The 14,415-nt window shown below is 59.7% G+C and carries 16 protein-coding genes and 1 tRNA gene; 7 read left to right on the plus strand and 10 right to left on the minus strand.

Annotation, left to right across the window (positions count from 1 at the left end; translation table 11 throughout):
• Window positions 1-8: 8 nt before the first annotated feature.
• From AAEZ05_RS24155 to AAEZ05_RS24170, 4 genes are all read left to right on the plus strand, one after another.
• Complete coding sequence (locus AAEZ05_RS24155; RefSeq protein ID WP_350649216.1) at window positions 9-1,628, plus strand: 5-oxoprolinase subunit B/C family protein; 1,620 nt, start codon at window positions 9-11, stop codon at window positions 1,626-1,628.
• Window positions 1,625-3,364, plus strand: coding sequence for an acetyl/propionyl/methylcrotonyl-CoA carboxylase subunit alpha (locus AAEZ05_RS24160; protein ID WP_350649218.1), 1,740 nt, complete (start codon window positions 1,625-1,627; stop codon window positions 3,362-3,364). Before AAEZ05_RS24155 ends, AAEZ05_RS24160 begins: the two co-directional genes overlap by 4 nt.
• A gap of 152 nt (window positions 3,365-3,516) precedes the next feature.
• The gene (locus tag AAEZ05_RS24165) at window positions 3,517-4,758 is read left to right on the plus strand and encodes an OprD family porin (protein ID WP_350601264.1); all 1,242 of its coding nucleotides are present in this window, start codon (window positions 3,517-3,519) and stop codon (window positions 4,756-4,758) included.
• Window positions 4,759-4,970: 212 nt separating this feature from the next.
• Window positions 4,971-5,717: a 3-oxoacyl-ACP reductase family protein gene (locus AAEZ05_RS24170; protein ID WP_045058982.1), complete on the plus strand. Its 747-nt coding sequence runs from the start codon at window positions 4,971-4,973 to the stop codon at window positions 5,715-5,717.
• 65 nt (window positions 5,718-5,782) lie between these two features.
• Here the strand turns inward: AAEZ05_RS24170 and AAEZ05_RS24175 are convergent, their stop codons facing one another.
• The 10 genes from AAEZ05_RS24175 to AAEZ05_RS24220 all read right to left on the minus strand — a co-directional run bounded on the left by AAEZ05_RS24175 (window position 5,783) and on the right by AAEZ05_RS24220 (window position 11,209).
• The gene (locus AAEZ05_RS24175) at window positions 5,783-6,478 is read right to left on the minus strand and encodes an HAD-IA family hydrolase (protein WP_205892511.1); all 696 of its coding nucleotides are present in this window, start codon (window positions 6,476-6,478) and stop codon (window positions 5,783-5,785) included.
• 130 nt (window positions 6,479-6,608) lie between these two features.
• Entirely contained in the window at window positions 6,609-6,821 is a 213-nt protein-coding gene (locus tag AAEZ05_RS24180; RefSeq protein ID WP_350649220.1) for a hypothetical protein, read from the minus strand.
• Window positions 6,822-6,916: 95 nt separating this feature from the next.
• Window positions 6,917-7,096, minus strand: coding sequence for a hypothetical protein (locus AAEZ05_RS24185; protein ID WP_045058979.1), 180 nt, complete (start codon window positions 7,094-7,096; stop codon window positions 6,917-6,919).
• Window positions 7,097-7,126: 30 nt separating this feature from the next.
• Window positions 7,127-7,597, minus strand: coding sequence for a glycine zipper domain-containing protein (locus AAEZ05_RS24190; RefSeq protein WP_350649222.1), 471 nt, complete (start codon window positions 7,595-7,597; stop codon window positions 7,127-7,129).
• Window positions 7,598-7,852: 255 nt separating this feature from the next.
• Window positions 7,853-8,224 carry a hypothetical protein gene (locus tag AAEZ05_RS24195; protein ID WP_045058977.1) on the minus strand — a complete coding sequence of 124 codons (372 nt, stop codon included), beginning with the start codon at window positions 8,222-8,224 and terminating at the stop codon, window positions 7,853-7,855.
• A gap of 310 nt (window positions 8,225-8,534) precedes the next feature.
• Window positions 8,535-8,723: a hypothetical protein gene (locus tag AAEZ05_RS24200; RefSeq protein WP_201147202.1), complete on the minus strand. Its 189-nt coding sequence runs from the start codon at window positions 8,721-8,723 to the stop codon at window positions 8,535-8,537.
• Between the two features lie 143 nt (window positions 8,724-8,866).
• Window positions 8,867-10,141 (minus strand): serine hydrolase domain-containing protein, encoded by a 1,275-nt coding sequence (locus tag AAEZ05_RS24205; protein ID WP_350649285.1) that lies wholly within the window; start codon window positions 10,139-10,141, stop codon window positions 8,867-8,869.
• 281 nt (window positions 10,142-10,422) lie between these two features.
• Window positions 10,423-10,704, minus strand: a complete 282-nt coding sequence (locus tag AAEZ05_RS24210) for a BrnA antitoxin family protein (protein ID WP_205892514.1) — start codon at window positions 10,702-10,704, stop codon at window positions 10,423-10,425.
• Complete coding sequence (locus AAEZ05_RS24215) at window positions 10,664-10,936, minus strand: BrnT family toxin (RefSeq protein ID WP_350649224.1); 273 nt, start codon at window positions 10,934-10,936, stop codon at window positions 10,664-10,666. The genes AAEZ05_RS24210 and AAEZ05_RS24215 overlap by 41 nt, the downstream gene beginning before the upstream one ends.
• 183 nt (window positions 10,937-11,119) lie before the next feature.
• Window positions 11,120-11,209, minus strand: a tRNA-Ser gene (locus tag AAEZ05_RS24220).
• A 308-nt stretch (window positions 11,210-11,517) separates the two neighbouring features.
• Here AAEZ05_RS24220 and AAEZ05_RS24225 point away from each other — a divergent pair.
• From AAEZ05_RS24225 to AAEZ05_RS24235, 3 genes are all read left to right on the plus strand, one after another.
• Window positions 11,518-12,207 carry a crotonase/enoyl-CoA hydratase family protein gene (locus tag AAEZ05_RS24225; RefSeq protein ID WP_045058973.1) on the plus strand — a complete coding sequence of 230 codons (690 nt, stop codon included), beginning with the start codon at window positions 11,518-11,520 and terminating at the stop codon, window positions 12,205-12,207.
• A gap of 322 nt (window positions 12,208-12,529) precedes the next feature.
• Window positions 12,530-13,252, plus strand: coding sequence for a 1-acylglycerol-3-phosphate O-acyltransferase (locus AAEZ05_RS24230; protein WP_045058972.1), 723 nt, complete (start codon window positions 12,530-12,532; stop codon window positions 13,250-13,252).
• Window positions 13,253-13,377: 125 nt separating this feature from the next.
• Window positions 13,378-14,352: a magnesium and cobalt transport protein CorA gene (locus AAEZ05_RS24235; RefSeq protein ID WP_045058971.1), complete on the plus strand. Its 975-nt coding sequence runs from the start codon at window positions 13,378-13,380 to the stop codon at window positions 14,350-14,352.
• The last annotated feature ends 63 nt before the right edge of the window (window positions 14,353-14,415 follow it).

Here is a 14,415-nt window from a genome sequence, read left to right on the forward strand (position 1 = left end):
AGTCTGCTGTGCGTTTCTTACCGGTAAACCTGGACGCCCTGCTCGTCGAATTGAACGACCTGGATGAGACCCTGGCATTGTTCGACGCCCTGACGGCGGAGCCTATTGCGGGCGTGGAAGAAATCATTCCTGCCGCACGTACCCTGCTGATCCAGTTCCGCCCCAGCGCCATTGCGCGGCAGGCGCTGGTCAATCGTATCGCCGGCCAGGACCTGAGCCAGCGCCGCGCGATCGAGCATCGCCGGGTGGAAATTCCCGTTCATTACAACGGTGAAGACCTGGACGAAGTCGCAACGCTGCTGGGGATCAGCCGCCCCGAGGTGGTTCAACGCCACACCGCCCATGACTACAGCGTGGCTTTTTGCGGCTTCGCTCCGGGCTTCGCCTACCTGACCGGCGGTGCGGGTTTCCAGGTGCCTCGCCGACAAACGCCGCGCACCCGCATACCCGCAGGAGCGGTTGCCCTGGCGGGGGAATTCAGCGGTGTTTATCCACAAGCCAGCCCTGGTGGGTGGCAGATCATCGGCGTCACGCCGTTGCAGATGTGGGACCTGAACCGTGCTGAATCGGCCCTGCTTCGCCCCGGCTACAAAGTGCGGTTCACCGATGCCGGCCCGCTTCCGGCAGGTGGCCTGCCCGCCCCCACTGCGCAGGCAAGCGCCGCCGCCCCCAGCGGTGCCTACCTGCAAATCATTACGCCCGGCTTGCACTGCGTGTTGCAGGACATGGGCCGACCCGGCCAGACCGGCCAAGGCGTATCCCGCTCCGGCGCGCTGGACCTCGGCGCGCTGCGCGCAGCCAACCGCGCGGTCGGCAACCCTTCGGACATGGCCTGCGTGGAAGCGGTGCTCGGCGGCCTGAGCTTCATCTGTCATGGCCATGCGGTGATCGCAATCACCGGCGCGCAGACCCCGGTCATCATCACCAACGCCAGTGGCCTGCAATGGTCTGCCGACAACTACCAGCCCATCGAACTGGAGCCCGGGGACAAAGTCAGCCTGGGTTCACCTTCGGCAGGGTTGCGCAGTTACCTGGCGATTCGCGGCGGCTTTGAGGCCACTGCGGTGCTCGGCAGCCTTTCCACCGACACGCTCGCCCAGGTCGGCCCCCCTGCTCTCGCGGCCGGTGACCGACTGGGCTTTAACGCGCTGACGACAGGCACCAGCGTTTCGTTGAACGAATCTCCCGCCTTTGACCTGCCCACCGCGGCCAACATCGTGACCCTCGACGTGGTCATGGGGCCGCGCACTGACTGGTTTACCGAAGACGCCATCCAGCGTCTGGGCAGCCAGCTCTGGCGCGTCACCTCACAGTCCAACCGGGTTGGTATTCGCCTGGCGGGTGAAACGCCGCTGGAACGCAGCAACCACCAGGAGTTGCCCAGCGAAGGCACTTCCGTGGGCGCCATCCAGGTTCCGGCCAGCGGCCAACCGGTGCTGTTTCTCGCCGATCACCCGTTGACCGGTGGTTACCCGGTGATCGGCGCAGTCGCCAGCTACCACCTGGACCTGGCGGGCCAGATCCCGGTCAATGCGCAGATTCGCTTCAACCCTCTGGGTGGCTTCAAAGAGATGCAACCTGATACGCAAGCCTCTTCTTCAACTGCCGATGTGAACAAACTCCCATGAAGAAATTACTGATTGCCAACCGTGGTGAAATTGCTGTCCGTATCGCCCGCGCCTGCAGCGACTACGGCGTGCAGTCTGTGGCGGTGTATGCCGATGCGGACATCGACGCCCTGCACGTGCGCCAAGCCAACGAAGCCTATTCACTCAATGGCCAGCGCCCGGCCGAGACCTACCTGGACATCGGCAAACTGATCGCCATCGCCAAACGCAGCGGCGCCGATGCCGTGCACCCCGGCTATGGTTTCCTGTCTGAGAGGGCCGACTTCGCCCGGGCAGTGATCGAGGCCGGGCTGATCTGGGTCGGTCCCAACCCGGAGACCATCGACGTGCTCGGCGACAAGGTCGAGGCGCGAAAAATTGCCCACCTGGTCGGTGCCCCCCTGGTGGCCGGCACGCCTGGCCCGGTGGAAAGCGCCGCCGAAGTACTGGCCTTTGCCGAGCAGCACGGCCTGCCAATTGCCATCAAGGCAGCCTTTGGCGGCGGCGGACGCGGCATGAAAGTCGCCTGGCGTATGGATGAGGTGGCTGAATTGTTCGCCTCAGCCGTGCGCGAAGCAGAAGCGGCCTTTGGTCGTGGCGAATGCTACGTCGAGCAGTTCCTCGACCGCCCCCGGCACATCGAAGCGCAGATCCTCGCCGACAAACACGGCAAGGTCGTCGTCGTTGGCACGCGTGACTGCTCCTTGCAGCGGCGCAATCAGAAGCTGGTGGAGGAAGCGCCTGCGCCCTTTATCAGCGACCAACAGCGCCAGCGTATTCATCAGTCTGCCCAGGATATCTGCGCCAAGGCGGGCTACGTCGGTGCCGGTACTGTGGAGTTCCTGCTCAGCCAGGATGGCACCCTGTCGTTCCTTGAGGTCAATACCCGCTTGCAGGTCGAGCACCCGGTGACCGAAGAGACCACCGGGGTTGACCTGGTGATCGAACAATTGCGGATTGCCGATGGTTTGCCGCTGTCCTTCAGCGAGACGCCGAACCCGCGTGGGCACAGCTTCGAGTTTCGCATCAACGCGGAAGACCCGGGCAAAGGCTTCCTGCCCACCCCCGGTCAGATCACCGATTTCCTGCCACCGTCTGGCCCGGGCGTGCGCCTGGACAGCGGCGTTATAAGCGGCTCGCGAGTGCCCAGCACCTTCGATTCGATGATGGCCAAACTGATCGTCACCGGCGCCACTCGCGAACAGGCTATCGTCCGCGCCCGGCGCGCACTGGCTGAGTTCAACATCGAGGGCATCGCCTCGGTGTTGCCGTTCCACCGGGCCGTCATGGACCATGATGACTTCACCGGTACCGATACATTCGCCGTACACACGCGCTGGATCGAGACCGATTTCGCCGAGCAGATCACGCTCGCCCCACGTGCTGCTGTATCGGCCGACCCGGAAATACTGCGTACGTTTGTCGAGATCGACGGCAAACGCCACGAACTGGGCCTTCCGGCTGCACTGCTGCGCGGCGTCAGCCTGAATGCAGCGGGTACCACATGCGAAAGCGCGGCCCCATCCGAGGTCATTGACCCGCAGGCGGTACTGACCCCCGTGGCGGGTAATCTGCATACCTGGGTGGTCGAAGACGGCGAGTCGGTGAGTGCCGGGCAGGTCATCGCCGTTGTAGAAGCCATGAAGATGGAAACTTCGGTCCTTGCACCTTGTGAGGGCCAGGTGCAGATCGCCAAACAGGCAGGAGACTATTTTGAAGCCGGCTCGGTGATTGGCCGCATCAAGACCCTGGCTTGATTTAAAGCTTTTCCTTTTACAGGTAGTCGCGCAACGGGTTAATCACCCGTTTGCCGCGTGCTGCCCGCAGAAAAGTTCAGCTGTAACTTTTCATGAAAAAAACAATAAAACCTGACCATTAACAGCTGCCGTTTATCTGGAGCATCAAGAGCATGTCAATCAACAAGGCTTTTGCCATTGCGGGTACCTGCGCGCTGGTTTTACCAGTGACCGCCTCTGCCGACTTTATTGCCGACAGCAAAGCGAGTGTGGAACTGCGCAACTTTTACTTCAGTCGTGACTTTCGTAACGGCCCGCCCACGGCAGAGCGTGACGCTGCGGCGGAGTGGGCGCAGGGCGCGATGCTGCGCATCGAGTCGGGTTATACCGCAGGCACTATTGGCGTTGGCCTTGATGCCATCGGCATGCTCGGCATCAAGCTTGACGGCGGTGATGGGTCCGGTGGAACCGGCCTGTTGCCCGCTGACCTCAGCTCGAAGAACGGCCGCGGTTCGCAAAGCGAGTATTCCAAGCTGGGCCTGACGGCCAAGGCGAAGGTCTCTGCAACGGAACTCAAAGTCGGCTCCCTGGCTTTCCGTACGCCAGTAGTGTCGAGTAATGACACGCGCCTGTTGCCTTCGACCTTCGAAGGAGCGCTGCTGACCTCAAAAGATATCGACCAATTGGCCCTGCAAGGCGGCAAACTACAGCAAATCAAGTTTAACAGTTCTTCAAACTACCAGGACTTCACGGGTAACCGCATCGGCGGCGTCAGTGATGATTTCCGATTTGCCGGCGGCACCTACAGTTTTAATAAAGCCCTGAGTACAAGCCTGTTCTACGGCAACCTGGAAAATGTCTATCGCCAGTACTTTGGCGGCGTAGTTTATGAAATCCCTCTCGCCGCGCAACAGTCGCTCAAGTTCGACCTGCGTTATTCGAAAAGTACCGACGACGGTAATTTCCGCCCACTCGACAACCGTGCAGCGAACGGGCAAGTGGCCTACACCCTTGGCTCCAGCGTATTGACCGGCGCCTATCAGCGAATGAGCGGTGACGACCCGTTCCCGTACATCGCCAATAGCGACCCCTACCTGGTCAACTTTGTGCAGATCAACGACTTTGCCAACACCGATGAGCACTCATGGCAGGTGCGCTATGACTACAACTTCGCCGCACTGGGCATTCCCGGCCTCACCTTCATGACCCGTTACGTCAACGGCGACAATGTGCAGGTAGCGGGCAGTCATTCGGGGAAAGAATGGGAGCGAAACACCGATATCGGCTACGTGGTGCAAAGCGGTTCGCTGAAGAATCTTGGGGTCAAGGTTCGAAATGCGACGGTCCGCTCGAACTTCAGCAATGACCTGGATGAGACACGGCTGATCCTGAGTTACACATTGGCCTTGTGGTGAAGGCGGATCGCTTGACCGACGTTTGACAAAAGCCTTTTTTCAGCCCTGGGAAGCCCTCAGCATTCGATACTGCTGATGGTTTCCACAGCAGCCATTATAAACTTATGGTTTACACAGACTATCGTGATGACCGGCTACCCAGCAGGTAGTCCCGAACCGATACTAGGCTCCATCAACCGGGGCATCTCGCCCCGGCGACTTTGGAGACAGACATGACTACTCAGAACCTCAGCGGTAAAGTGGCTTTGATCCAAGGAGGGTCCCGCGGTATTGGCGCAGCCATCGTCAAACGCCTGGCCGCTGAAGGCGCAGCCGTTGCCTTCACTTACGTAAGCTCCACGGCAAAAGCCGAAGAATTGCAGAACAGCATCACCGCCAATGGCGGCAAGGCACTGGCCATCAAGGCCGACAGCGCCGATGCCGAGGCCATCCGTCACGCGGTCACGGCCACCGTCGAAGCCTTCGGCGCGCTGGATATCCTGGTCAACAACGCGGGTGTGCTGGCGGTTGCGCCACTGGAAGATTTCAAGCTCGAAGACTTCGACCAGACCCTGGCCATCAACGTACGCAGCGTATTCATTGCTACCCAGGCCGCTGCCAGGCATATGACCGAAGGCGGTCGCATCATCAACATTGGCAGCACCAATGCCGATCGCATGCCCTTCGCCGGTGGCGGTCCGTACGCCATGAGCAAGTCGGCGCTGGTCGGCCTGACCAAAGGCCTGGCACGCGACCTCGGCCCGCGCGGGATCACCATCAACAACGTGCAACCCGGCCCGGTCGACACCGACATGAACCCTGCACAGGGTGACTTTGCCGACAGCCTGATCCCGCTGATGGCAGTAGGTCGCTACGGTCATGCCGATGAAATCGCCAGCTTCGTGGCGTACCTGGTGGGCCCTGAAGCGGGCTACATCACGGGTGCCAGCCTGACCATCGACGGCGGCTTTGGCGCCTGATGGCGACACCTGCGTGAAAAAGCCGGCCACCTGATCAGGTGGCCGGCTTTTTCATGCCTGCTGGTTTACGCCCATTCCAACGCCGGCAAGCCGCAGTCAGCGGGCTTGAACGCCTTCAGCGTGCGCAGGATGCCATCGGCATGTGCGTACTTTTCATCCGCCATGGCCGCATCCGGGATGGCAATGGCGGTCATGCCCGCCGCCTTCGCTGCTGTGACGCCGAAGGGCGAATCCTCGAACACCAGGCAGTCGGCCGGATCGACACCCAGACGCCGCGCGGCGGTCAGAAAGATGTCCGGTGCCGGCTTGGCCGCGCCCACTTCCGGATCATCAGCCGTGACGATGAAATCGAATAAATCGAACCACTCCCGGTGCAGCGTGGTTTTCTGGCCGAACGACTGACGTGAAGAACTGGTGCCCACCGCGATGGGGATATTGTTCGCCTTCAAGTGCCGCACCAGTTCCTGTGCGCCGGGCATTGCCAGGGCGTGTGGAAAACGCTCACGCATCAGCGGTTCGCGAATCACCAGGAATTCTTCTGCGGAGATCGGCAGGTCCAGGGCCTCGACCACGTAGCGCGCCAGATCATTTGCGCCGCGCCCGATGATGTTCTGTTTGATGCTCCAGTCGAACACCCGGCCATAGCGCTGGACGATCATCGACGTGACCTCGGTGTAGATGCCCTCGGTGTCCAGCAACAAGCCGTCCATATCGAAAATCACAGCCTTGATCGGGCCGAATTCGTTCAGCGGTGCATTCATCGCGTCTGATCCGTTTTCAACAACAAGAGGACCCGCACGTTAGCACCGATTCTGCGACGGATTAAAGGGTTCAGCAGGATATTGACAGGGGGCAGGCCAGAGACTTGCGCACCCGACAGCCACGACGATTTCAGCTCGGTTCATCCGATGCATCATTATCGGCAATGTCCTGATCATCGGGAACGGCCTCTACATCCCCACGCTTCACATCATCCTCGGGCAACTGCTCCACGGCCGTGTCTTCGTCAGGCGGCCGTTGACCCCGACTCAGGGAGTCCGTGGGTGATGGCAGGGGATACTCAGGCGTTTCATCCGGGTCGAATGCTTTGGGAACAGGTTTCATGGGGCACCTCTCGACGGGCCTGCAATGGCAGGCCCTGACAGTTCGACGACCTCGGCGGCACGGCAGTGCTATGAGAGAGACAGTCGGTCGGCAGCTTATTGCTCGTCTTCGTCCAGCTCTTCGTCTTCGTAGTCGACATCGCCAGCGTCATCGGAGTCATTGAGCGGCACTGTCGCGTCATCCATGACCGACCCCGGATCTTCATTTCCCGGATCGTTGATAAACGGCAGTCCACTCGGACCTTTTTCTTCCTTGCCTTCTGTTTCAGGCGTCATGGGGCATACCTCGCAGGGTGCAGGGATGGATCAACGATGCTTATTCTTATATTTGTTTTTGTTCTTGTGCTTGTGATTGCCCTTGGAATGCGAACCACCGTCATCGGTACCCAGGTTGTTGCCGACGGCGCCACCGGCTGCGCCACCCAGGCCTGCGCCAATGGTCGAACCGGTCGAGCCGCCCAGGCTGTTGCCAATCACCGAACCACCCGCAGAACCCAAACCACCCCCCACCGCAGCTGCCGTGCGGCTGCCCTTGGGCGCACCTACCGCGCTACCCGCAGCCCCACCGACGCCTGCGCCGATGGCCGCGCCAGTGCTGCCGCCCATTTGCTGACCCACGACATTGCCTAGTGCCCCACCGAGGCCACCGCCGATTGCTGCGGTGCCGTCGCCAGCGGCCAAGGCGCCGTGGCTGACCATCAGTCCCAATACCAATGCAGACAACTTCAAGCCTTGACGACGACAGTCGCCTGGTTTGCTTTCGGATTTAGATGTCATGGTGCACCTCGCATGCGTTGGTGATGTAATGGCTTTGAGCCTCTGCGGACAGAAACGTTCATAAACGCAAAAGCCCGGCAATTAGCCATGATGCTCTGTTGTTAAGGCGCTTTTTGTAGGAGCGAGCTTGCTCGCGATGGTCGTTAACGATGACGCGGGGCCCCAGACACTCCGCGGCGTCCTCTGGTTTTTCGCGAGCGAGCTCGCTCCTACGGTGCTCAGCGCACTCCCGGCTTTTGTATCGATCCGCCAGGATCAGTGACGCTTGTGACCCTTGCCGAGGTTGCTGCCGACGCCACCGCCCAATGCACCGCCCAGGCCTGCGCCGATGGTGGAACCGGTCTTGCCGCCCAGGCTGTTACCAATCACCGAGCCACCTGCAGCGCCAACACCACCACCGATCGCAGCCTTGGTGCGGCTGCCTTTACGTGCCGCAACAGCGCTGCCGGCTGCGCCCGCGACGCCTGCGCCGACTGCTGCGCCCGTGCTGCCGCCCATGCTTTGGCCAACCACGTTACCCAAGGCGCCGCCCAGGCCGCCGCCGATCGCGGCCGTGCCATCGCCAGCGGCCATCGCGCCTTGCGCAACGAAAAGTCCCAGAACCAGAGCAGGCAGTGTTAAACGCATGACAAAAACCTCAAAAAATAGGGAGAATCCGAAACCCGGGCATTGAATGCTCCTGCGGAGGAAACGTCCACACAAATCCTCCGTTGCTGGAAACAGCGACGGTTGGACAGCGATATGGGAAAAGGTTTTATGACAGGCAAAAAAAAGCCCGCTGGGGAAACGGGCCAGGACTTGCTTTCTAACGGATGAGCTGAGACTACGCAAACCCTTGTGAAAAAGTTGTGAAAGAATTTGAGATCAACACGCCTGGTTAAATTGTTTCGGCGCACATAAAAAACCCCGCTGTTCAGCGGGGTTGTCAGATGGCTGCTTACTTTCTGGAAGCGGCCGCTACCCTGGGCAGGAACTTCGCCTTGGGGCCTTGGCTCACCATCGACTTGATCTTGCCAACCTGGTGCTTGTCCTCCCCAAAGCTGGCCACGTATTCGGTCTGGCCACACTGGACGCAATTGTTGATCGGAAACTCGGACCCGTCGTCTTCGATATACGGTTCAGTCATCACTTCGCCCCTTCAAACGCGGGATCGACACCGGCAAGCCCTATTTGCCCGAACCATATCGATCACCAAGGATTTTGAGACTAGTCGGTCACGACTGGACTTGTCATTCATATCACAGCGCGCCCGACGAATGGACTCTGGTTCTAGCGCGATAGATACCGAGCCAGCGCCTCGAAAGCCGGCAGCGTCACCGGATCATTGGCGGCGTTGGCTGCGACCGGGTGCGATGCATACCGCACGATCACCAGCTCGGCTTTGGGATCGACATAAATCCGCTGGCCATACACCCCGCGCGCCATGAACGCCCCGCCCTCCTTGTCCGTCACCCACCACATCGAGCGATAGCTCCAGCCCTTGAGCAAGTCATAACCGGCCTTGGCAAACGCCTGTTTATCGCCACCGCGACGGATGTCGTCGATCACCGCCTTCGGCACAATCTGCTGGCCATTGAAGCGGCCGTCATTACGCAACATCTCACCGAATCGCGCCAGATCACGCAGCCCGGTATTCAGCCCACCACCGGCGAACGGCGTGCCGATGGAATCAACGGTAAAATACCCATCCTGCTCCGCTCCCAAGCGGCTCCAGATACGCTCCGACAGCAACTGCGCCACGTTACGACCGGTCGCACGCGCGATAATCCAACCCAGGACATCGGTGTTCACCGTCTTGTAGGCAAACGCGGCACCGTGCTCACCCTGGGGCTGCACTGTCTGCAGGTACTCGAAGTAACTGCGCGGCCCGGTATAGTCCTTGGCGAAAGGCAACGGACTCCCCGCCCGGCCATGGGCCCAGACATCAGCCTTCGGGTCGGCGTAGTCTTCGCTGAATTTGAGGCCGGTGGTCATATCCAGGACCTGGCGCACCGTTGCATTGCCGAACGCCGATCCCGCCAGTTCAGGCACGTACTCGACCACTCGCTTGTTATCGTCAATCTGCCCTTCAGCCACCAACGTGGCAGCGAGTGTGCCCACCACCGACTTGGTCACTGACATCGCCGCGTGCTGCCCTTGCGGGCCCAGTACACCGAAATAACGCTCATAGACCAGCTTGCCGCGATGCAGCACCACAATCCCGTCAGTATAAGTAGCCGCCAGCGACTGCTCCCAGGTCATCGACTGCTGCGCACCCAGCGGGGTAAAACTCAGCGCATCGATGTCCTGGCGCAAAGCTGACTCCAGCGCAACAGGCGCACCCAGCCCGCGGGACACGTTGACGGTGGGCATCAGCTGCCGGAAGTTGGAAACACTCCAGCGCATCGCCGGAAACTGGAAATAACTACCATCGGCAAACCGCACGGTGCGCTCTGGGGGCGGCGGCGAGCCGACCATCCAGCCAAGTTTGGCGGGGTCGCTGGCTGCAGCGTCCGGGAAAGTTGTTGGCGTGACCGCGAAAGCCAGGCATGGCAGGATCGACATCAGCAGCGTGGCGGCCGACTTGGCGATTTTCGGGTAGGTGGTGTCAGGCAGTGGCATGAGGATCGATTCCATTCGAGAGGTGAGTGGCCAGGGCTGGATGTTAACAGCACACTTCACGAATTAAGATCCCCACCTTTCCACTGTCCTCCCGCTGGAGCAGGCCAGAGGGGCAGCACAAACAACGCCCATAAAAAACGCGGGTAACGGCTCATCACCGTTCCCGCGCTGCTGCCCCGACCTCTACGGGCGCCAGACTCCCGCCGACCTACTCCGGTCGGTGGCTATGCTTTCAAATCACCTGGTGTATGTGTCTTGAGCCAGTCGGCCAAGGCGGCATTCATCCGCGTTTGCCAACCTGGGCCAGATGCCTTGAATTGAGCCAACACGTCTGGCTCCAGTCGGATCGTGATCCGCTCGCGCACCACGTCCGCCTTGGGTCTACCGCGCCGGACAAGTCGCGTGCCGTTGAACTCGTCAGCGCGCTTAAAGAAAGCGTCTGTGAGCTCAGGTGCATCATCTGGGTCAACCCAGGCGGCTTCGGTATTGCACTTGTTCGCGTTCATTGGCTTTCCTCATAGAGATGATGCGGCGGGCCTCGCCGCGAGGTGTCCAGACAATTACAACCATTCGACCGATCAGCAGCCCCACGGTGATAAAGCGGACCTCTCCGTATTCCTGTCGTGTGTCTTCGCCTGTGAAGTGATGCCCGGCAAAAACGGCACCAGCGTCGGCAAAATCAACACCCCGCTCGAACAGGGTTTTGTCACGCTTGGCGGGATCGAAGGTTATTTGCATCGCTTTATTGTATGTACAAAAATCTATGGAGGCAAAATTTTTGTCATGACATTTAAAGAATACGAAACAGGCCTTCGAGCCCGCCGCATTCGCATGTCGTTCCCATACGGTCTTTTTCAGACACCAAAAACCACAAACCCCCGACTTTCTCTAGGAAAATCAGGGGTTTGTGTTTACTTAATGTGGCGGTGAAGGAGAGATTCGAACTCTCGATACAATTTCTTGTATACACACTTTCCAGGCGTGCTCCTTAAGCCACTCGGACACTTCACCGTATCTCTTCAAACATGTTCTGTCTGTCGAGGCGCGCTAATGTAGTCGAAAGCTTTTCCGATGGCAAATATTTTTTTCAGAATTTTCATGCGGTTAGCGATTTAGTTGTTCTGGCTACGCGCAGGCCATGGCAAACCTGCCAATCTCCGGCTTGGCCGCCCCTTCTATATAGAGGGGATGGCACAGCGGCGGCGGCTGGCCAGGCGGTGAGCGGCGGCACGGGGTGACCGGCGAGTCAGTCACGGCGCTTTACCTGGACTACGGTGGTGGGTAACGTCTGCCTCATCTTTCATACAAGGAACCGCGTCATGAGTGAGTTGATCTCCTACCACCTCGAAGACGGTATCGCGACACTGACCTTGAGCAACGGCAAGGTCAATGCGATCTCGCCGGACGTCATTGCCGCGTTCAATGCTGCGCTGGATCAGGCGGTGACTGATCGCGCGGTGGTGATCATCACCGGCACGCCCGGGATTTTGTCGGGGGGTTATGACCTGAAGGTCATGACGTCCGGTCCCAAGGAAGCCGTAGCCCTGGTCACGGCTGGCTCGACGCTGGCTCGCCGCCTGTTGGCGCACCCGTTCCCGGTGATCGTTGCATGCACCGGACATGCGGTGGCCAAGGGTGCGTTCCTGCTGTTGTCGGTGGATTACCGCATTGGGGTCGAGGGGGCTTTCAGCATCGGCCTTAACGAAGTGCAGATCGGCATGACCATGCACCATGCCGGCATCGAGCTGGCGCGCGATCGACTGCGCAAGTCGGCCTTCCACCGCTCCGTGATCAATGGCGAGATGTTCAATCCGCAAAGTGCCGTGGACGCAGGTTTCCTTGACGTCGTGGTGTCTGCCGATGAACTGCAAGGGGCTGCGCTGGCTGCTGCCCGGCAGTTGAAGAAGATCAACATGACCGCGCACAAGAACACCAAGCTGAAAGTGCGCAAGGCGCTGCTGGAGACGCTGGACAACGCCATCGTCCTGGATCAGCAACATATGGGCTAAGCCCGGACTGGCGCCACTGAGATGCCCGACCCTTGTGCGGTCATGCTGCTCATTGCAGGAGCGAGCTTGCTCGCGAAAAACGTCAACGATCACGCGTGAAGCCTGGGTAAACGCGGTGTCCATGAGTTCTTCGCGAGCAAGCTCGCTCCTGCAAAAGCATTCCGACTGATGAGAAATCCTACGACAGCTCTAGGACGCGTCTGACACACAAGTCGGAAACATGTGCTTAAACATCGCCTATCTCCGAACTCTATAGCGACAATTGCCGAAAACAGTGCACATCCGTACACTGCGCCACCTTTTGTCCCGGTGGGGCCTCTAAATGCTGTTCGCGTTTCGTATGTTATTGATGGGATTGCACTTTATTCTCGCAGGTGTGCTGGGCGTGATTCTCGGCCTGTGCCGACCTTTCAACCCGGACAACAGCCGCCTGTGCGCCCGCCTCTACGCCTGGCCGGCCATGTGTATCCTGCGCCTGCGGGTAAAGGCCGAAGTTGGCCCGTTGATGGACAAGCCTGCGAGCTGCGTGATCATCGCCAACCATCAGTCCAACTATGATCTTTTCGTGTTCGGCAATGTGGTTCCGTACCGCACCGTGTGCATCGGCAAGAAGAGCCTGAAGTGGGTACCGCTGTTCGGGCAGTTGTTCTGGTTGGCCGGTAACGTGCTGATCGACCGGGGCAATGCGCAGAAGGCGCGCAAGTCGATGTTGACGACGACTCATACGCTGCAGAATGAGAACACTTCGATCTGGGTGTTTCCGGAAGGCACGCGTAACCTGGGTGAAGATCTGCTGCCGTTCAAGAAAGGTGCGTTCCAGATGGCGATCGCTGCCGGGGTGCCGATTGTGCCGGTGTGCGTCAGCACTTATGTGAAGCACATGCGCCTTAATCGCTGGGATAGCGGGAAGATTCTGATCCGCTCTTTGCCGGCAATTCCTACGGCCGGGTTGAGCCTGGATGATATGCCGGCATTGATCGAGCAATGTCGCGAGCAGATGCGTGAGTGCATTGCTTCGATGGATCGGCAGATTCTGGCGGGCTAGTCGATCTTGGCCATGGATGGCCGAGCGTACAGGCGACAGTGTAAGAAGATCGCAGCCTCGTTTCACTCGACAGCTCCTACGGGCTAAGCTGGACACTGCCTGCTAATCAGAAGTGAACCAACACCATGGGTAGAGTTGTTGCGGCTGCGGTTTACAGCGCCGGGAAAAAAGTTACCAACATCACCCTCGACGAGGGCGCTGCCTGGGCTGCCAAGCCTGACCACTTTGTCTGGATCGGGCTGGAAGAGCCCGATGCCCAGGAACTGGCCAACCTGCAACGCCAGTTCAACCTGCACGAACTGGCCATTGAAGACGCCCTGGAGAAACACAGCCGGCCCAAGCTCGAGACCTTCGGCGACGCGCTGTTTATCGTCACCTATTCGCCCATCCGCGATGAACACGGAAAACTCGAGTTCATTGAAACCCACATCTTCGCCGGCAACGGCTACATCATCACTGCGCGAAATGGGCATTCGGCGTCCTACGCCTACGTCCGACAACGTTGTGAGGCACGTCCGCTGCTGCTGGAGCACGGGGAAGATTTTGTCCTCTATGCGCTCCTCGACTTCGTGATCGAAAACTACCAGCCGGTGGGCGAAGCGATCCACGCCGAGATCGATGAGCTGGAACGCAATGTGTTGTGCAGCGCGCTGAATGAACGCGATATCCAAAAGCTCCACGGCCTGCGTCGCGATGTCGTGCGCCTGCGGCGTTATGCAGCGCCCATGGTGGAGATTGGCGAGGAGCTGCAGAGGCTCAGCTTTCCTTTCATCGACAAAAACATGCGGCCGTACTTTCGCGACGTGCAGATCCACGTCACCCGGCAGATGGAAGACCTCACGACCCTGGCCGATATTGCCAGCCAGACGATCGAGGTCGGGGTGTTGCTGGAGGCATCACGCCAAAGCGTGGTGCAGCGCAAGTTTGCGGCATGGGCGGCGATTCTGGCGTTCCCGACGGCGGTGGCCGGGATCTACGGGATGAACTTCCAGAACATGCCGGAGCTGACCTGGCACTACGGATATTTTGCGGTGCTGGGGTTTATTGCGGTGGGCTGTGTGAGTTTATGGGCGAGTTTCAAGAGATCGGGGTGGTTGTAGGAGCAAGGCGAGCGTTGCGCACTCGATCGCGGGCAAGCCTTGCTCCCACAGTTTTGCGCTCAC

Origin of the sequence: Pseudomonas sp. HY13-MNA-CIBAN-0226, from assembly GCF_040310305.1 — a bacterium.
GTDB classification, from domain to species: domain Bacteria; phylum Pseudomonadota; class Gammaproteobacteria; order Pseudomonadales; family Pseudomonadaceae; genus Aquipseudomonas; species Aquipseudomonas gregormendelii.